The organism is Elusimicrobium simillimum (genome assembly GCF_049639735.1).
GTDB classification, from domain to species: Bacteria; Elusimicrobiota; Elusimicrobia; order Elusimicrobiales; family Elusimicrobiaceae; genus Elusimicrobium; species Elusimicrobium simillimum.
Genome location: NZ_JBEVVA010000003.1, coordinates 358,168 through 375,082, shown reverse-complemented (window position 1 = coordinate 375,082; position 16,915 = coordinate 358,168). Strand labels below are relative to the sequence as shown.

Here is a 16,915-nt window from a genome sequence, read left to right as displayed (position 1 = left end):
ATAAAACATATGGCAAAATTAAAAACCGGCAGACACACAAGCGCACTTAAAGCACAGCGTCAAGCCGAAAAAAGAACTTCAAGAAACAAAGGTTTAACAAAAACCGTTCGTTTAACAACAAAAGCTGTCCAGGCTTCAGTAAAAGCTAAAGATGGCAAAGCTGAAGAAGCTTTAAAAGCAGCCTCATCCGCCGCTGACAAAGCAGCTAAAAAAGGTGTTATACACTGGAAAACAGCTGCCAGAAAGAAAAGCAAACTTGCTAAAGCTGTTAACAGCTCTAAATAAAATCTTTAAAAACGCCCCGAACTTTTGTTCGGGGCGTTTTTTGTCGTTAGGGGCCCCGAAGATTTGGGGATAATAAAAAAGTTTTGCGCAAAAAGCGCAGAACTTTTTTATTTATTTGTATGCTAAAATAAATTTATGTCTAAACTTAGTTACTTTCTTTTTACTGTTTTAGTTATATGGATAGCGGCCATGGGAGCGTACCGCGGCTGGCAGTATTACGCCGCTTATACAGAGAAAGCTAACGCGTCGCGCGACAATGCGCCTTTATTTTCAGTAGTAAACGCCGACACTTCACCGGACGGCGCAACGCAGCCCTACAGCACCATGGCCGCCGTTATGCCGGGCAGCCAAGCGCAAACCGCAGCACAGGACTACGCCGTTGGTGTTGTACCCCCGTCATATAAAGATAATGTAATAGAACAGCCCTCCGCATTGCCCGTAATAACAAAAAACCAAGAACTGCAAAACAGGGCGGAAAAAGTATACGCCAAATATTCAACCAACCCTTTAATAAAGTCTTTTAACCAAGATCTGCAGAAGGCCGGCGTAAAAAATATAGATTTTACCAAGCTGGCCGGCGGGGACTTTCCTACTATCCTCCAGCAAAACCCGCAGCTGCAGACCGTGCTGTTAAAATACTCGCAAGACCCGCAGTTTTTACTGCTTTTACAGCAAATGATATCGGACCCTGAGGTAGCGGCTTTAACAAAAGAGTTACAGGTAAATAACAAAAATTAATATTTTTGCCAAATTTTATTATATACTTTGTATATATATTAATAATAATCAGGTGATAATATGAGCAACCCAAACCAGTCGTTTAATTCTTTCCTTATTATGATAATGAAAGCGGCTATACTTGTAATCATAATACTCTGTATATTTTTCATAGTTTACCCGCATGCCTGCGACAATATGATGACAGGCAATATGGCGGACGACCCGTCCATAACAGATATTAACAGGCACGTTTCACCGGCTAAATTAGAACCTAAGCCGGCGCCAGCGCCGCCTGCAATGACGCCCGCGCCTAAAGACGGCGGCGAGCCGCAACCGCAGGTTGATGAAAACGGCCAGTATATTTATGTACACCCAGAAGGTGAGGGCAAAACGGTAACAATACCGCAAGATACTTTATCTGACCAGGAAGAGCTTATTAAAAGGCAGCAGGCAGAGCAGGACGCCTTTGACTTTGACGTTATCAAAAGATACGTTGAAGTGGAAAAAGAATATCTTGCCAGCCACCCTAATGACAGAAACACGGCTAACATAGTAACGGCCAAAGTCATGCAGGAAAAGCAGCTTACAGCGGAAGATTGGCAGGAAATTGTATTAAAAGCCAACGAACGCGGCTGGTTTAAAGAACTTAGAGAAGCAAAAGAATAAGCAATATTTTTACAAATAAAAACCCCCTTGCCCGCTTGGGCAAGGGGGTTTATTTATAGCAATTAAATTTATTTAAATTAAATTTCACCATCAATATATTCGTAACCTGTGGCTTGCTTACAAATACTTTTTCCCAAATCTGTTAATTGCGTTGTACATGTAAAGCTTTCTGTTCCATTAGCACTTAAGTTTATGCTCAAAATATACATTGTATCACCAGCCTTAACCCTCTCTGCCGTGAAATAACAGCTTGATGGAAGACACTTTATATCATTGTATACAAAATTTTTTGTAACATACGACCCATAGGTGTTGTCCCATGTTCCGCCGGTAAGATCAATGTCTAAAACATCTTCACCCATAACCGCAGCCGCCGGAAAACCATTGGCAAGTATATAGCGTTGTAAAGAATCTGTAATATTTTTAGCCGTAAGCTGCGCCTCGGCAAAGCGGGAACGTTCAACCGCTTTTGTATATTGCGGTAAAGCTATGGCTGCTAATATGCCTATGATTAAAACAACTACCAAAAGTTCAATTAATGTAAAACCTTTTTTCATTTTTTCTCCTTTTACTAATTTAATTTTTTAATTATAACATTAAAAATTCCTATAACCCTAACGGGGCCCCGAAGATTTGAGCGCAGTTTGGGTTTTATTTGAGCTCAGCACACTTGCGCGAGGAGCCCAAAGGGCGGACGGGGTGTGTTGAGTTCAAATAAAACCCAAAATGTGCCAAAGATTTGGGGATAAAACAGGCCGGCACAGTTGTTTGCGGCGGCCTGTTTTATTTTAATTATTTTACGTCTAAGAGTTCTACTTCGAAGACTAAGACTGAGTTTGCCGGTATCGCGCCAATCTGGCGGTTGCCGTAGGCTGTTTCGGCGGGGCAAACCAGTTTGGCTTTGCCGCCTACTTTCATTTTCTGTAAACCTTTGGTCCAGCACGGGATAACGCCCGTAAGCGGGAACTCAATAGGTTCGCCGCGCGCTATTGAGCTGTCAAACACGGTGCCGTCAATTAATGTGCCCTGGTAATGCACTTTAACTGTGCTGGCGGCGTTAGGCGTGGCGCCTTTACCTTTAGTTATTGTCTGCACCAAAATACCGCCGTCTTTAATTTCCTCGGTATTTCTTTCTTTCCTGGCAGCTACAATATATTTGGCTTGTTCCTGGCGGCGTTTTTCCGCTATTTTTTTGGCGTCGGCTTCATAGCGTTTTATAATTAACGCTTTATACTCCTCAATATTTGTTTGTGAGGGTTTGCCGTCAATGCTGTTGTGCATGCCCTGCATGATATACTTAAACTCTTCTTCGCCCTCTATGACAAGCTGGGTTTTAAGGTTTTCGCCAAGCAGGTAACCGAGAGAGTAAAGCGTTTGCGCTTTTTCTCTAATCTCTTTTAAAGCCGGGTCTTCGGCGGCGGTTTCCGCAGCCGCTTCCTGCGCGAAAAGCGCGAATGGCAGCATAACTAAACTAAGCGCTAAAAATAATTTTTTCATTACTATCTCCTTTCCAAGTAGTCGTACATTCTTTTTGAAATTTCTTCGGCCGATGATTTGCCTATGTCGTCCATAGTCCTCTTAACAGCTTCTTCTGACCTGGAGGAGCCCTGACGGCCGCTTATGCTAAACCTTGCAAATACGCCGCCGGTGGCAACGTCTTTAAGGCCCACTGTCGCAGTCGCGCTGCACCACATTAAACCCTCTACTTTTTTAGACGGATATTCCGTAATTTCGCTGTTAACGTCCACGGCGATATCGGCGGCTTCGTTAATAGCCACACTAAGCCCCATTTGGTTAAGCGAGTTTATGATATGCGTGTGCAAAATCTCACTGTTTTTTCCAAGCACGTTGAGTGATATTTTAACCTCATTCATGCTTTCATAAACAATGTTTTTGAGCGAGGCAAAATTTTGCGGGTCATAGCCTTGGCCGTTGTAGTCAATTTTTTCATGCAAATCTTCCAAAGCGTTTCTTCTTATAATTAAAGGCTGTATTTTTAAAGAAGTTTTGATTTTGGCAAATTTATCCTGCGTAAGTTTGTATTTAGAAACCAAGCCCGATATCTGCAGGTCTAAAGAGGTTAAACTGTTTTTAAGCATATCTTTAGCAACCTGGCGTTCAAGCGCGGCTATAGAATAATAGGTTTTAGTCTTTTTATCTTTCCACGTTTTTTCTATAAAAGCGTGGTTGTAAATGTCGGCCACCACGGGCATGTCGGCGGCGTTAGAACCGTCAAATATTTTTTTAATATCTTCTTTGGCTTTTTGTTCCGCCTCGGCCTTTGTGGCGCCGTTGCCAACGCCTGTTATAAACTTTTCGCCGTTAACTTTGCTAAGCCTGTAGCTTAAAGTATTTTTATTTACTGTTGAGCATGCGCCCATAACGGCCACAGCCAATAGCAGCGCTAATATTTTTTTCATAATACACCTCTCTTTAATATATTACAATCATTTACCTGTGCGGTGGTGCAGGTATACCCTGCCGCCCGCCTTTACTTCTACATTCTCAAAATTTTTTGTATCAAGCACAGTGCCAAAATCGTCGGTAGCGGCAAACCTTATAGTATGCGTACCCGGCGGCACAAACATACGCGTCATTCTTATTTGGTCAGGCAGGGTAAACCACATTCTTGTGTCCGCCTTCTCTATAGCGGCGTTAAAACCCGCCATCAGCATGCCTGCCAACATACCCCAGTTTTCATTATCCGTAGCCTTTGTAACCGCGTGGCGCGCCTGTACGTTTAAAATTTGCTTTATTACCGCGCGCGCGACAAGCCTTGCGTAAATACCCGGCATGCGCTCTGCCAAGCTTGCTTTGGCGGCCATACCTATATCATGCACTAAAACCGTGTTTTGGTAAATATCGCCAACCGCCACTATAGAACCTCTTACAGAATACGGCACATCTGTAAACACAGGGTAAGCCACCGTAACGGCGTTGCCTGTTATACCGGCCATAATGGCGTTTTGTACGGAGGCGTCCGCATTAGCCAGCTCGTCGGTACCGTTTATTGAAATTAGAGCGTCGTTCCACGCAACTTGTATGGAACGCGATGTAAGCAACGGTATATGCCCGTTATAATGCAAGAAAATGATTTCCCCCATCTGGTTAGCGTTGGCGGGCACGGTAAAATTAGGCGCGTCAAAGCCGTATTTGCCGTAAGCGTTAACAGCGTTTGTGCGCGAAATTCTGGCGGAGGATAAGTTGCCGCCGCTCTCAAAAAGCAAACTGGCAAAATACTGTACAAACGGGTCGTCATTATAGCCTTTGGCTTTATTTCTGCGTAAGTTATCCAGGTAGAAAACCGCTTTTCTGGCTTCTACCAAAGCGCCTTGCAAATCTTTCCTGTCCAGAAAGTTCATGGCTCTGTAAAAATATGTCAAAGATCTTTCGTATTCCTGGCCTTTGTAGGAAGAGTCCAGCTCGCTCTGTACCACGGTTCCAATTGTTTTGGTAACGCTGACGGTAAAAAGCTCGTCTATTCTGTCCTGTGCGGCCGCGAAGTTAATGTCACTGTCAACAGCTTTGCCGCCCTCGTGCTGCACCAGGCCCAGGTCAAGATAATAAAGCAAAGAGTCTCTGTCTTTATACATCTTGTTTTTATTTAATTCTATTTTAGAAGCAGCGGCGGCATACTTGCCGTCCGTCACATCCTTAATTACATCTTTCCTGTAAGCTAAAGAGGACCCGCACCCGCAGGTAATAGCGCACGCTACCACAAGTAAAGTGAGGGTCCTTTTCATAATTATTCTCTCAAAACCTAGAAGCTGGATCCGCGCTTAAGCACGTATTTTTTAAGTTTCTTTTCCCCGTTCCAGACAATCTGGTTTGTTTCAATGTTAATAAGCTTAAGGTTTGTCTGGTAATAGACAACAGCCTTTTTGCCTTCTTGGTCTACTATAGAGTTAAGCACGCCGCTGAGCATAAAGTCAGCGCCTACTTCTTTACCAAAAGCTTTGCGCGACGCTTCTGAGGCAAACTCGTCCTGCTCCAAACGTTCTGTTCTTACTTCGCCGCGTTCATTTTTACTGGCGACAAACTCTACTTTGCCGGAGTTAATAAGGGCGCGCTGCATGTTTTCAATAAACGTACCGGTGTTAATGTGTTCCATGCTCTGGTTGTCTACCGTACCCACTATTACTACAGGTTCTTTGCCTTTTTGGGCCATAAATTTGGTGTACCACGGCCTGCTAAGGCAGTCCGCTATCATTTCTTCGGCCACTAAGCGGGAATCTGTGTCATTCCATCTGCCGCTGAGGTCTTTGGTTGTGTCGGCGTCCATTCTTTCTACTTTGGTTGAACAGGCAAAAAGCACTGCCATAGATAATATAAGTAGTAATACTTTTTTCATATAATAACTCCCGTATTTATGTTTACTTCTATTTTATATTACTATTTTATAACAGAAAATAAACCGGTTTTATTGCATTTAGGGGGTGTTAACACGCCTCCCAATTCTTTGCTATACTATATTATTATGTCATAAAGAGGTTAACCTTATGGAATTTTTCTTTTCAGCAGTATTCACACTTTTTTTGGTTATGGACCCTTTTGGCAATATTCCTATATTTATATCCGTACTCAGGCGCGTACCGGCCGAACGCAGAAAAACAGTTTTAATAAGAGAGCTTTGCATAGCCATGTTTTTAATGGTGGCCTTCATGTTTTTGGGTAAACAGTTTTTATCAATTTTGGGCATAAAGGAATATTCGCTAAGTATAGCTGGCGGCCTTATGCTTATAATGATAGCGTTTAAGCTTGTGTTTGGCGGCAATGAGGAAGAGCCCAAATCCAACCCCAAAGACGACGAACCTTTTATAGTGCCTTTAGCCATACCAATGGTTGCGGGCCCGGCGGCGCTGAGCGTAACGCTTATTTTGGCGGCGCAAAGCCCCAGCAAAATGTTAATTTTAGCGGCGGTGTTAACGGCGTCCGCAATAAACTTTATAATATTACTGTTGTCATTCCCCATAAGTGATTTTCTTGGCAAGCGCGGCATTGTGGCGGTAGAAAGGCTTACCGGCATGATTCTGGTGCTTATGTCAGTAAACATGATAATGGGCGGCGTGGCCACATTTTTAGGAAAATAAAATAATGAAAAAACTTACATTGTTATTAGCATTTGCTTTACTTTTACCCGCGGTATCTTTTGCGGCTGAAAAACTGAAAGTTGTTGTTTTTACATCCCCCACTTGCGGGCATTGCCATCAAATGAACGCGGAATTTATGCCCAAATTTAAAAAAGATTATAAAGGCAAAGTGGATATCATAGAGATAGATACCTCCGACGCTGAGGGCAGCATAATTTTTAAAGAAACGTCCGAGGCCTATAACCAGCCGCCTTATGTGCCGGCAGTGGCCATTGGTGAGACATACATGATGGGCTACCCCCGCCCTATTGGCCTATACGCCGACGCAGCTATACAAAAAGCCATTGAAAATGACGAGGTTACCAAAGTAAACATTAAAGAGGTAAAATCAGACGAAGAATTTAAAAAAATGACGCTTATCGCAATAGTTTCTGCCGGGCTTATTGACGGCATTAACCCGTGCGCTTTTGCCGTTATAGTATTTTTTGTATCGTTCCTTGCCGTTTACGGCTATAAAGGCAAAGAAGTTATTTTTGTAGGGGCGGCGTACTGCCTGGCAGTGTTTTTAACTTACTTCCTGCTTGGCTTTGGGCTGTTCCAGTTTATACACGCTTTTAGCGGGTTTAGGTATGTAACGCTGGCGTTTTATTATATTACGGCGGCGGTGTGTTTTGTGTTTTTTATACTCAGTATGTATGACTTTATTGTATATACAAAAACCAAAAAATCCGACGCTATGGTGCTGCAGCTTTCCAAAAATCTTAAACTTAAAATAAACAAAGTTATAGGGTTTTTTATGCGCGGCAATAATAATGCGGGTATAATAAAACTTACTTTGGCGGCTTTTGCCGTAGGGCTTGTAGTATCCGTCATTGAAGCGGCCTGCACAGGCCAGGTTTACATACCTACAATAGTGTTAATTATGAAGGAGCCGCACTTTAGGGTAAGGGCCACAACCTACCTTGTTCTTTATAATTTAATGTTTATTATGCCTTTGCTTATTGTTTTTGCAGCTACCATTATGGGCTACAAATCAGACAAAGTTAACACTTTCTTTAAAAAGAACTTAGGTATTGCTAAATTACTTTTAGCGGCTTTATTTTTAGCTTTATTTATAATAATTGTTATATCATAGGTAATTATGATACTTACAGACGAAGGTATTATTTTAATACGCCAGAATTTTAGGGAGGCGGACCGTATGGTTTGCCTGTTCACCCGTGAGCACGGCAGAATAAACCTGAGATTCCCAAGCGTAAACAAAGCGCTGGGCAAAATGAAAGCCCTGAGCGAGCCCTTTGTCCACGCCAACTACCGTGTTTATTTTAAAAAAGGCGCGACTATAGGCTGCGTAACCGGCGGCAAGTTAAACACCGTTTTCCCGGCTATACGCATGGACACCGCCCGCACCAAACTTGCCCTGCACTTTTGCGAGCTTATGTTCCGCCTTACCCCCGAAAACCAGCCCAGCGAAGAAAAATTTGACTTCCTTTTAACCAGCCTGCGCGAGTTGCAGTCCGCGCCCGTTACCCCCGCTATAAGCCCCGCTTTTATACTGCGCCTTATGACGTTGGCGGGTTTTGGTATGGATAAACCCGCGCTTGGCATATCCCCCGCTTTTTGGGAACACATGCACAATACGCCGCTTAACGAGCTTAACTTTACCACGCAGGAAGATATTTTAAACGTAAATAAGGCCGCATACATCTGCCGCAGGTTTTTAAACAGATATTTGGCCTACCCGCTTAATACACTTAAAGAAGACGTACTGCCTGACCCGCAATTTGACTACCCGCAAAACACCTCCGACCTTGAGCCGGAAGCTGTTGTAGCCTAAAAAATCAACCATAATTTTTGCGTAGGGGCGGAGCTTGTCTCCGCCCGCATTTACCAAAGCAGTCTAAATCAGACGTCTCCGTCGCGCCTTTGGCGGCGCTCCTCAACATGACTTGTTTTATAGTTAGCGTCACTAAATCTTTGTATACATCACTCTCTCCCGTAAGAGGGAGAGGAAAAAACAAAAGCAATTCAAAAATTGTAAAATAAGAATATGAACTTTCAAGATATAATTTCTAACCTCCAGGATTACTGGAAAAAGCAGGGCTGTATTATTGTACAGCCGTATGATTTGGAAAAAGGCGCGGGCACTTTTAACCCCGCTACGTTTTTTGGCTCTCTTACTACAAAACCCACCAGTGTGGCATATGTGGAACCTTGCCGCCGCCCCGCCGATGGCAGATATGGCGAAAACCCTAACAGGCTTGGCAAGTATTACCAATTTCAGGTTATCTTAAAACCCGCGCCAGTTAACGTGCAGGAACTTTATTTAAACTCACTCAAAGCCATCGGCCTTGACCCGCGCGAGCATGACGTGCGCTGGGTAGAGGATGACTGGCAGTCCCCAACTTTAGGCGCCAGCGGCGTGGGCTGGGAAGTTTGGCTGGACGGCATGGAAATAACACAGTTTACCTACTTTCAAAACATGGCGGGCTACCCGCTCTACCCAATTACCGCGGAGATTACATACGGCCTTGAACGTATTGCCATGTACTCACAAAACAAAGACAGCATTTTTGACCTTATGTGGAATAACACACAGTCTTTTAAAGACCTTATTTTAGAATCTGAAAGGCAGTTTTCACATTACTATTTTGAAGAGTCTAACATAGACAATTTAAGGCGTTATATTTTGGAAAGTGAAGAAGAGTGCAAAGCGCTGTGCGCCAAAGGCCTTTACCTGCCGGCGTACGACGCCGCTATGCGCGTATCACACTACTTTAACATGCTTGAGGCGCGCGGCGCTATCAGCGTGTCTGACCGCACCAATATTATTACCAAAATACGCACGCTTGCTAAACTTTGCGCCTCTGCCTACATAAAAGCGGTTGAACCTAAGGAGGAGAAATAATATGACATCACAAAAAGCCTTCTTAGAAATAGGCGTAGAACATTTACCCGCCCGCTTTGTACCCGGAACACTTGCCCAAATGGAAGCTTTAGCCAAGGCGCAAATGGCGGAACATAATATTGTTTTTACATCCGTCCGCGCGTTTGGTTCTTTTAGAAAATTAGCTTTAGTAATAGACGGCGTAGAGCCCAAAGCGCAAGACATAGTAAAAGAAGTCAAAGGTCCCCCCGCTAAATTACTTAAAGACGCTGCGGGCAACTACACGCCGCAAAGCGCCGGCTTCGCGCAGAAAAATGGTATTAAGCCTGAGAAACTGACTGTTGTTGACACGCCTAACGGCCCGTTTATTTACGCCAAAGTTAAAATTAAAGGCGAAGCCGTTAAAAAACTTTTACCGCAAATTTTTACAAACATAGTACGCGGCCTGCAGTTCCCAAAAACAATGACTTGGGAACAAAGCGGATTGCGCTTTGGCCGCCCGCTGCGCACGCTGATTGGCCTATATGGCGACGCGCTTATCAAATTTAACGTGGCGGAAGTAGAGTCCGGCAGAGTAACGTGGCCGTTGTCCTCATTTGGCACCAAAGGCATTAAAATACAAAATGCTGATACTTACACCGAAACACTGCGTAACCAAGCCCAGCCTATTTTAATAGAACCGCAGGACAGAAAAGAAGTTCTTGTTAAAGCTATTACCAAAGAGGGCGCTCTACGTAACTTAACAGCCGTTATTGATGAAGATCTGTTGACCGAAACCGTTTTTATGACGGAGCACCCGGTAGTTGTCCCCGGGGACTTTGAAATAAGGTTTTTAACTTTGCCTAAAGAGCTTATAATAACCGTGCTTAAAAAACAGATTAAAATGTTCCATATGGTTAACGCTAAAGGCGATATAGAACCTTACTTTATAGCCGTGCGTGACGGCATGTCTGTAAACCAAAATGAAGTTATGAAAGGCTTTAAAAAGGTTATGTCCGCCCGTCTTAGTGACGCGGTGTTCTTTTATAACCAGGACATTAAAAAAGGCCTTAAAACTTTCCGCGACAAGCTTTCCGCCGTACAGTTTATTGACGGCATAGGCACCATGCTTGATAAAACGGAAAGAACAAAAACCTTAGCTGTTTGGCTGGCCGAGAAATGCGGCGCAGACAAAACCGCAGTAAGCCAGGCGGCTGACTATGCTTATGCTGATTTAACGTCTGGCGTTGTATATGAATTTCCGGAATTACAAGGCTATATGGGCGGCGTATACGCGGCTAAAGAAGGGTTTGGCAAAGAAGTGGCAAAAGCTATTGAAGAGTTTTATTATCCGCTTACTTCAGCCTCACAATTACCGTCAAATATTGAGGGCGCGGTGCTTTCAATAGCTGGTAAAATGGACACCATAGCGGGCAACTTTGCCGTCGGGCAAATACCTACCGGCAGCGAGGACCCTTTTGCCCTGCGCCGCCAGGCCATAGGTATTGTAAGAATGCTTGCTGAGCTTGACCTGCCTGTCAGCCTGCATGATTTAATAGAGCATTCCGCCAGCCTTTACGGCGATAAATTTACAACATCTAAAGAAGACTTGGTAACATTCTTTAAAGTGCGTGTGGAAAATATTTTAGAAGCTTACGACATGGAAAAAAATGTTATGAGCGCGGTTTCCTACCGCCTGGACAGGCCTGTAAAAGAAATTGTTAACGTAGCTTTAGCGCTTAAAAATTTAAGACATAACGAAGAGCTGGCGGCGGTAAGCCAAAACGCCAAACGTGTGCTTAACATTCTTAAAAAAGCGGAATTTGAGACGGCCGAAGTTAACACAAAATACTTTGAGCACGACGCCGAAAAAGCGTTACACGCCAAACTTGGCGCGATATCTGCTGAAATTAAAGCTTATGAAAATAAAGCATTAACCACAGCCGACGCGGAAAAAATATTTGCGCTGCTTGCCACGCTTAAAGCGGAGCTTGCCAACTTCTTCGACGCAGTTATGGTAAACGCTGAAAATAAAGAAGTCAGGCTAAACCGCCTAAACCTGCTGTTTAACGCATCGGCAATATTAACTAAAATAGCGGATATCACAGCGCTTAATTAAACAACTGAAATAACAAAAATTATAAAACACTTCCCAGATTAATCTGGGAAGTGTTTTTTATCCTCCCCCACGCTGTATAGAAAGTTTTTTCAATTTATTTACTTAGCCAGAAGGTCATTTTATAAAATAAAGTTTTCTCCCTTTGCAAAAGGGAGAAATTAGTTAAGTATCTTTTTTATAAAAACACTTTTCCCCTCACCTGCTCGCAAGCTCACTTCCTCTACATACTTGATATATGCATGCTACCCCCCACTAATGACAAACAAAAATCCCCGCTAACCAAGCGGGGATTTTATTTTGTAAAGCTACTTATTTAGCTTCTGCATTATCTGACGGCGGCGGTGGCATCATGCGGCCTTCACCTCTGGGGCCTTTGTGGCCAAATCCTTCACCCTTGCGGCCTTTAAATTCGCCTCTTTTGCCGTCTTTGGGCATAAAGGGGCACTTGCCGTCGTCACAGTTTTCTTTCATAGCGCGGGGGCCAAATTTGCCTTCTTTTATGGCTTCCGCTTTTTTAGTGTTAATATTTTTCTTGTCTTTCTTTATATCTTTAAATCTCTTTTCGGCAGCTTCTACCTGCTTTTTAGATTCTTTTAAACGGTCCTCAAACATCTTTATTTCTCTGTCTGTGTCGGCAGATACTTTGGCGTTGATTTCCTTTTCAACAGCGGCTTTCTCAGCGTCTGTTTTGGCGGCCGCGTATTTATCATGCAAGCCCTTTTCTTCTTCCATTTTGGCTTTGAAATGGTCTCTCATCGCGCCGCGTCTGTCTTCTCTTTTCTGGGCAAATTCCGTTTTGGCTTTGCCGTCTTCTTTCTTTACTTCTTTCTGGGCGGGCTGGGCGTTAGCTAAAACACCGCAGGCTAGTACCGCTGCCATTATTAAACCTAATTTTTTCATACTCCTACCTCCGTAATACTGTCAAGACCGGATAAAATTTCTTCCAGGTCTGCATCCAGCAATTCAAAATTAGCGTCAACTGCCGATGAATAAATTTCTGTACCAACAGCCTCGTAACTCAACATCTTTAAAGGCACTCCTACCGCTAAAGCTAATATTAAAGTTCCCGCAAGCACTGTCTTATAGTTAAACGCCGCAAACACATTTTTTATTGCAGAACTCTTTTCTTTATAGGCGGCGGTCATAATGTTGTCTATCACTTTTTGTGAGGGCCCGCCCGCGTACGCCGCGCTTTTTACCGCCGCGCTTATGGCGTCTATATTTTTAGCTCTAGCGCCGCCCGCTTTAATGTTAAGATAATCAAAAAGCTCTTTATTATCCTGCATTGTAGGCCTCCTCCACTGCAAATTTATTTGTTAATTCTGACTGCATTTTTTTGTATCCTCTGCTGGCTCTTGCTAAAACTGTGCCTATGGGGCAGTTAAGCGCGGCCGCAATTTCTTTAAAACTCATTGTTGTTCTTAATATTATTACCTCGCGCTGCTCTTGGGGTAACATAGACAAAACTTCGTTTATGGCCGTACCATCCTCAGTATTAAGAAGTATGTCTAAAGGGTCTTTTTCATCAGACTGTATAATGTCATGCAAAGTCATTTCGTCTTCTGTTTCTTGGTCCAGCGAAATATCGTTGCCCGCGCCGCGAAAATAGTCCATACACTTATTTCTTGTTACAGTAAAAAGCCAGGATTTAAAGTTGCCCTGCTCTTTATAGCTGTGTGGGTTTTTTACTATTTTCAAAAATACTTCCTGAAAAATGTCTTCCGCCGCCGCTTCCGCTTTTACTATTGAAAGTATATAGGCATACAACGGGCCTTTGTACTTTTCTATTATCAGCCCAAGAGCGCCAACGTCGCCTTTTTTATACATCTCCAGCAGTTCTATATCTGTTTTGTCATCCATGGTCATGACCCCTTGGGTGCGGGTTTAAAACCCTTACACCAATACAACGCTTAAATTTAATTTTTATTGCATTAAAAAACGGGCAAACGCAGTAACCTTTGTTTGCCCGTTAAGTCAGTATTACTTATTAAAACTTAAAATTACACTGCGCTTTAATATAACTTGTAAGACGCTTGTTAATCTCGCCTTGTTTAAGGTGCGCCAAGCGGTCTATGCTAAAGCTTTCTATAGCAAAACTGGCCATAACCGTGCCTACCGCCATGGCGGATTTGATTGCGGTAAGATTATTCCAATTTTTCTTATTAGCTAAAAAACCTGTGAAAGCGCCGCCAAAGGTGTCCCCCGCGCCGGTGGTATCGTAAATATCCTCAACCAGTACCGGCGGCAACTGCGCCAAACCAAGAGGGCTTACCAGCATAGCGCCGTTGGGGCCCAGCTTAATAATAACGTGCTTAGCGCCCATTTTTAAAATGTCTTTACCGGCTTTAATTAAATTGTACTCACCCGTAAGTAACCTTGCCTCAGACTCGCTTACAAACAAAATATCGGTTTGTTTAATAACCTTTTTTACCGCCGGCAGATTGGAGTTTATCCAATAGTTCATAGTGTCGCAGGTAATAAGCTCGCGCTTAGGCATTTGCTTAATAAGGCTTAGCTGCATTTCAGGGTCAAGGTTGGCCAAAAAAGCGTGTTTAATGTGTTTATACTGCGGGATTACTACAGGCTTGAAGCCCGCGTATACGTTAAGGTCGGTAACTTTGGTAAAAGCGTTTTTAAAGTCTTTGTCATACTCTGCAGCCCAAAAAAATGTCTTGCCGTCTACTGTTTGCACGCCGTCTATATCAACGCCGCGTTTTTTAAAATGACTGCGGTGCTCATCTTTAAAATCATCCCCCACCACGCCTACAAGATGCGTTTTGGAAAAGTAGCTTGAGGACACCGCCGAATACGGCGCGGAGCCGCCCAAAACCTGCTCTACGCGGCCGCGGCAGTTGGTAATAGAATCAAAGCCTATAACGCCCACTACTAAAACGTGTTGCACGGTTACTCCTGTAATAAAACTTTGACGTTATTGTTAGAATTATAATCTGAGAGAAAAAAGTTTTGCGCGGCAAGTGCTTTTGTTTCCATTACCGTGGGCGTAAATTCCGCCGCTTTTTTGTCAAAATCTTTTACCGAACCGTACTGTGATTTAAAATTATATTTAAGTTCCTGCGGAGTTGTTTTAAATGCCGACACAACCATCTGCCCCATTCTGTTCATAAGAATATTTCTGCGTTCTTGGTTTTCGTACTCTTCGGTCGTCATGCCAAGCTGGTTGCGCACCGTCCACACATAAGCTTTTTTGTCAAAAAGACCATTAAAGTTAAACGACGGTGAAGAATGTATGGTAGAGGCAAGTTCATAGTCAGACACAAACAAACCGTATTTGGCCGCGGTCTGCACCATGGCGCTTTCAAAAAGAAGTGTTTGTAAAACGCGCTGTTTTAAGAAGTTGAGTGTATTCTCTTCCATGTCAATACCCAGGCTTCTAAACTGCATTTCCTGCGCTCTTAATAAGCGGTTATACTGGTAAGCGGGAATATTTTCCGTCCCTACAATAGCTACCGTTGAGTTGGCGTTAACGCTGCCGGACACCGCGCCGTAACCTAAGTAAAAAATACTGCCTAAAAAACAAGATATTACAACTACTAAAATTATTTTTTTGTATTTGCCGAGTAAAGATATCATGTGGTCCTCTATTTTTTAATTTTGGTTTCTTCTTTTGCTTCTATGGGGGCTACTACTACCATGCCGTTTAATGTGGCGCCCTCTTCCACAATAATTTTTCCGGCGCGTATATCGCCTTTAATATCGGCGGTGCTTAAAACGTCCAACTCGTCGGCGCAAATATTGCCTTTTACTTTGCCGCTTACTATTATGGCCGCCGCGCTAAGGTCGCCCTCTACGCTGCCTTCGGCGCCCACAACAATGTGCCTGGCGTTATCAACGGAACCGTTTAAACGCCCGTCCACACGAAGCGAGCCCTGCACATTAAGTGTGCCCTGAAAGTAACATTCCGCACTGATTATGGAGATATGCTCCCCGGAAGTAAAATCTGTATTTTTTTTAAGAAAACTCATATTAACATCCTCCGCCTTCTTTATTATTTAGTCAAGATATTTTTTAGGGTCAACAGGGTTGCCGTTTAACCATACTTCATAATGTAAATGCACGCCGGTTGAACGGCCCGTGGTGCCCATAGTAGCAATTTTATCGCCGCGTTTTACAACGTCGCCGGCCTTTACGGTAATACCCGTAACGTGGCCGTAAAGCGTAGAGTAGCCAAACCCATGGTCAACCAGTACCGCCTGGCCAAAACCGCTGGCCCAGCCCGTGTGCCTTACCACGCCGTCAGCTGTTACCACAATGGGGCTGTCGGGCTTATCGGCAAAGTCTAAACCTTTATGCTGCGCGCCTGTTGGGGCGCCAAACGGTGACATACGGTACCCGTAACCCGAAGTAATTCTGCCTTTTGAAGGCCTGATTGACGGGGTGGCGTTAATGGTATTTTTCTTATTAGCGTAATACCACACAATTTCCGTATAACTTGCTATACGCGCCGCAGCAGCTGTTTCTATACCCTCAAGGTATTCTTTGTATTCGTCTTCGTTAATGTCGCCGCTGCCGCGTGCGAAAATCTTTTCAAAATTAAGCTTTTCCTCTTCTGAGCCCGGTAATGGTATTGCTTTACCCGGGGGCATGCCTATCATTTGCCTTATTTGGCGGTCAGAGTCTTCCGTCTGTTTAAGCAGTTTACGCCCGCGTTCAAGTTCTTCCCCTATAATGGCCAGCTTGGCTTTTAAAAGCTGGTTATCCGCGCGGGTAAGGCTGTAGTCGTAACTTTTAACTAAAATTACGCAAGAACCTATAACGCTTACCGCCCATACTAAAAGAACTATGATTATGGTAGAAAACCTGGTCTTTATTTTATGCGACCCCATAGTGCGCGGCATAATAACAATATCCACACGTTCTTTTAACAGTTTAGAGAGGAAGTTAAGCATAAATTTATTTTATCATAATAATCAAATAAACGGCAGTATTAATAAATATTAATATAAGTGCCGTTATAGAAGAAAATTTTCACAAGAGTTTGAGTGGATTTTTTATTTTTCTACTTCCACCACACTTGGTGCGGGAACACGGTGGGTGTGGTGGAAGTAGAAAAATAAAAAATCCGCCAAAATCTGAAGAAAATTTAAACCGCTGATGAAAACTGAGCGAACGCAGAGAGCGACTGCCCGGGACGCGAAGCGAAAGCCGTCC

At 43.5% G+C, this 16,915-nt stretch carries 20 protein-coding genes; 8 read left to right on the top strand and 12 right to left on the bottom strand.

Going from position 1 to position 16,915, the window contains the following annotated elements; genetic code table 11:
* Nucleotides 1–9: 9 nt before the first annotated feature.
* From rpsT to AAIR98_RS02425, 3 genes are all read left to right on the top strand, one after another.
* Nucleotides 10–285: a 30S ribosomal protein S20 gene (gene rpsT, locus AAIR98_RS02435; protein WP_423970660.1), complete on the top strand. Its 276-nt coding sequence runs from the start codon at nt 10–12 to the stop codon at nt 283–285.
* Nucleotides 286–420: 135 nt separating this feature from the next.
* Complete coding sequence (locus AAIR98_RS02430) at nt 421–1,023, top strand: hypothetical protein (protein WP_423970659.1); 603 nt, start codon at nt 421–423, stop codon at nt 1,021–1,023.
* Between the two features lie 60 nt (nt 1,024–1,083).
* Nucleotides 1,084–1,671 carry a hypothetical protein gene (locus tag AAIR98_RS02425; RefSeq protein ID WP_423970658.1) on the top strand — a complete coding sequence of 196 codons (588 nt, stop codon included), beginning with the start codon at nt 1,084–1,086 and terminating at the stop codon, nt 1,669–1,671.
* Nucleotides 1,672–1,748: 77 nt separating this feature from the next.
* On the opposite strand, the gene AAIR98_RS02420 is transcribed toward AAIR98_RS02425, so the two are convergent.
* The 5 genes from AAIR98_RS02420 to AAIR98_RS02400 all read right to left on the bottom strand — a co-directional run bounded on the left by AAIR98_RS02420 (nt 1,749) and on the right by AAIR98_RS02400 (nt 6,022).
* Nucleotides 1,749–2,228 carry a type IV pilin protein gene (locus AAIR98_RS02420; protein ID WP_423970657.1) on the bottom strand — a complete coding sequence of 160 codons (480 nt, stop codon included), beginning with the start codon at nt 2,226–2,228 and terminating at the stop codon, nt 1,749–1,751.
* Nucleotides 2,229–2,463: 235 nt separating this feature from the next.
* Nucleotides 2,464–3,168, bottom strand: coding sequence for an FKBP-type peptidyl-prolyl cis-trans isomerase (locus AAIR98_RS02415; protein ID WP_423970656.1), 705 nt, complete (start codon nt 3,166–3,168; stop codon nt 2,464–2,466).
* 2 nt (nt 3,169–3,170) lie between these two features.
* Complete coding sequence (locus AAIR98_RS02410; protein WP_423970655.1) at nt 3,171–4,091, bottom strand: putative periplasmic lipoprotein; 921 nt, start codon at nt 4,089–4,091, stop codon at nt 3,171–3,173.
* Between the two features lie 27 nt (nt 4,092–4,118).
* The gene (locus AAIR98_RS02405; protein ID WP_423970654.1) at nt 4,119–5,414 is read right to left on the bottom strand and encodes a COG3014 family protein; all 1,296 of its coding nucleotides are present in this window, start codon (nt 5,412–5,414) and stop codon (nt 4,119–4,121) included.
* 17 nt (nt 5,415–5,431) lie between these two features.
* Complete coding sequence (locus tag AAIR98_RS02400) at nt 5,432–6,022, bottom strand: penicillin-binding protein activator LpoB (protein WP_423970653.1); 591 nt, start codon at nt 6,020–6,022, stop codon at nt 5,432–5,434.
* 148 nt (nt 6,023–6,170) lie between these two features.
* Here AAIR98_RS02400 and AAIR98_RS02395 point away from each other — a divergent pair, with 148 nt between their 5' ends.
* The 5 genes from AAIR98_RS02395 (at nt 6,171) to glyS (ending at nt 11,746) form a co-directional block, all read left to right on the top strand.
* Nucleotides 6,171–6,761, top strand: coding sequence for a MarC family protein (locus tag AAIR98_RS02395; protein WP_423970652.1), 591 nt, complete (start codon nt 6,171–6,173; stop codon nt 6,759–6,761).
* 4 nt (nt 6,762–6,765) lie between these two features.
* A complete protein-coding gene (locus AAIR98_RS02390; protein WP_423970651.1) occupies nt 6,766–7,896 on the top strand; it encodes a thioredoxin domain-containing protein in 1,131 nt (376 codons plus the stop codon).
* 6 nt (nt 7,897–7,902) lie between these two features.
* Nucleotides 7,903–8,598 (top strand): DNA repair protein RecO, encoded by a 696-nt coding sequence (gene recO, locus AAIR98_RS02385; RefSeq protein WP_423970650.1) that lies wholly within the window; start codon nt 7,903–7,905, stop codon nt 8,596–8,598.
* A gap of 213 nt (nt 8,599–8,811) precedes the next feature.
* A complete protein-coding gene (locus AAIR98_RS02380; protein WP_423970649.1) occupies nt 8,812–9,669 on the top strand; it encodes a glycine--tRNA ligase subunit alpha in 858 nt (285 codons plus the stop codon).
* Between the two features lies 1 nt (nt 9,670).
* Nucleotides 9,671–11,746, top strand: coding sequence for a glycine--tRNA ligase subunit beta (gene glyS / locus AAIR98_RS02375; RefSeq protein ID WP_423970648.1), 2,076 nt, complete (start codon nt 9,671–9,673; stop codon nt 11,744–11,746).
* Nucleotides 11,747–12,055: 309 nt separating this feature from the next.
* Here the strand turns inward: glyS and AAIR98_RS02370 are convergent, their stop codons facing one another.
* The 7 genes from AAIR98_RS02370 to AAIR98_RS02340 all read right to left on the bottom strand — a co-directional run bounded on the left by AAIR98_RS02370 (nt 12,056) and on the right by AAIR98_RS02340 (nt 16,653).
* Entirely contained in the window at nt 12,056–12,646 is a 591-nt protein-coding gene (locus AAIR98_RS02370) for a hypothetical protein (RefSeq protein WP_423970647.1), read from the bottom strand.
* Nucleotides 12,643–13,032, bottom strand: coding sequence for a hypothetical protein (locus AAIR98_RS02365; protein WP_423970646.1), 390 nt, complete (start codon nt 13,030–13,032; stop codon nt 12,643–12,645). The genes AAIR98_RS02370 and AAIR98_RS02365 overlap by 4 nt, the downstream gene beginning before the upstream one ends.
* On the bottom strand, nt 13,022–13,606 hold the full coding sequence (locus tag AAIR98_RS02360; protein WP_423970645.1) for an RNA polymerase sigma factor: 585 nt from the start codon (nt 13,604–13,606) through the stop codon (nt 13,022–13,024). Before AAIR98_RS02360 ends, AAIR98_RS02365 begins: the two co-directional genes overlap by 11 nt.
* 127 nt (nt 13,607–13,733) lie before the next feature.
* Nucleotides 13,734–14,648, bottom strand: coding sequence for a PfkB family carbohydrate kinase (locus tag AAIR98_RS02355; RefSeq protein WP_423970644.1), 915 nt, complete (start codon nt 14,646–14,648; stop codon nt 13,734–13,736).
* Nucleotides 14,649–14,650: 2 nt separating this feature from the next.
* On the bottom strand, nt 14,651–15,337 hold the full coding sequence (locus AAIR98_RS02350; protein ID WP_423970643.1) for a SurA N-terminal domain-containing protein: 687 nt from the start codon (nt 15,335–15,337) through the stop codon (nt 14,651–14,653).
* Nucleotides 15,338–15,345: 8 nt separating this feature from the next.
* Nucleotides 15,346–15,729 (bottom strand): bactofilin family protein, encoded by a 384-nt coding sequence (locus tag AAIR98_RS02345; protein WP_423970642.1) that lies wholly within the window; start codon nt 15,727–15,729, stop codon nt 15,346–15,348.
* 27 nt (nt 15,730–15,756) lie between these two features.
* Nucleotides 15,757–16,653, bottom strand: a complete 897-nt coding sequence (locus AAIR98_RS02340) for a M23 family metallopeptidase (RefSeq protein WP_423970641.1) — start codon at nt 16,651–16,653, stop codon at nt 15,757–15,759.
* Nucleotides 16,654–16,915 lie beyond the last annotated feature (262 nt).

What these genes read in the sequence shown, in the direction of transcription:
- AAIR98_RS02405 (WP_423970654.1), bottom strand. Translation starts at nt 5,414, where the DNA reads ATGAAAAGGACCCTCACTTTACTTGTGGTAGCGTGCGCTATTACCTGC.
- AAIR98_RS02390 (WP_423970651.1), top strand. Translation starts at nt 6,766, where the DNA reads ATGAAAAAACTTACATTGTTATTAGCATTTGCTTTACTTTTACCCGCG.
- AAIR98_RS02420 (WP_423970657.1), bottom strand. Translation starts at nt 2,228, where the DNA reads ATGAAAAAAGGTTTTACATTAATTGAACTTTTGGTAGTTGTTTTAATC.
- AAIR98_RS02350 (WP_423970643.1), bottom strand. Translation starts at nt 15,337, where the DNA reads ATGATATCTTTACTCGGCAAATACAAAAAAATAATTTTAGTAGTTGTA.
- AAIR98_RS02380 (WP_423970649.1), top strand. Translation starts at nt 8,812, where the DNA reads ATGAACTTTCAAGATATAATTTCTAACCTCCAGGATTACTGGAAAAAG.
- AAIR98_RS02425 (WP_423970658.1), top strand. Translation starts at nt 1,084, where the DNA reads ATGAGCAACCCAAACCAGTCGTTTAATTCTTTCCTTATTATGATAATG.
- recO (WP_423970650.1), top strand. Translation starts at nt 7,903, where the DNA reads ATGATACTTACAGACGAAGGTATTATTTTAATACGCCAGAATTTTAGG.
- AAIR98_RS02360 (WP_423970645.1), bottom strand. Translation starts at nt 13,606, where the DNA reads ATGGATGACAAAACAGATATAGAACTGCTGGAGATGTATAAAAAAGGC.
- AAIR98_RS02410 (WP_423970655.1), bottom strand. Translation starts at nt 4,091, where the DNA reads ATGAAAAAAATATTAGCGCTGCTATTGGCTGTGGCCGTTATGGGCGCA.
- AAIR98_RS02400 (WP_423970653.1), bottom strand. Translation starts at nt 6,022, where the DNA reads ATGAAAAAAGTATTACTACTTATATTATCTATGGCAGTGCTTTTTGCC.
- glyS (WP_423970648.1), top strand. Translation starts at nt 9,671, where the DNA reads ATGACATCACAAAAAGCCTTCTTAGAAATAGGCGTAGAACATTTACCC.
- AAIR98_RS02430 (WP_423970659.1), top strand. Translation starts at nt 421, where the DNA reads ATGTCTAAACTTAGTTACTTTCTTTTTACTGTTTTAGTTATATGGATA.
- AAIR98_RS02340 (WP_423970641.1), bottom strand. Translation starts at nt 16,653, where the DNA reads ATGCTTAACTTCCTCTCTAAACTGTTAAAAGAACGTGTGGATATTGTT.
- AAIR98_RS02395 (WP_423970652.1), top strand. Translation starts at nt 6,171, where the DNA reads ATGGAATTTTTCTTTTCAGCAGTATTCACACTTTTTTTGGTTATGGAC.
- rpsT (WP_423970660.1), top strand. Translation starts at nt 10, where the DNA reads ATGGCAAAATTAAAAACCGGCAGACACACAAGCGCACTTAAAGCACAG.
- AAIR98_RS02370 (WP_423970647.1), bottom strand. Translation starts at nt 12,646, where the DNA reads ATGAAAAAATTAGGTTTAATAATGGCAGCGGTACTAGCCTGCGGTGTT.
- AAIR98_RS02365 (WP_423970646.1), bottom strand. Translation starts at nt 13,032, where the DNA reads ATGCAGGATAATAAAGAGCTTTTTGATTATCTTAACATTAAAGCGGGC.
- AAIR98_RS02345 (WP_423970642.1), bottom strand. Translation starts at nt 15,729, where the DNA reads ATGAGTTTTCTTAAAAAAAATACAGATTTTACTTCCGGGGAGCATATC.
- AAIR98_RS02415 (WP_423970656.1), bottom strand. Translation starts at nt 3,168, where the DNA reads ATGAAAAAATTATTTTTAGCGCTTAGTTTAGTTATGCTGCCATTCGCG.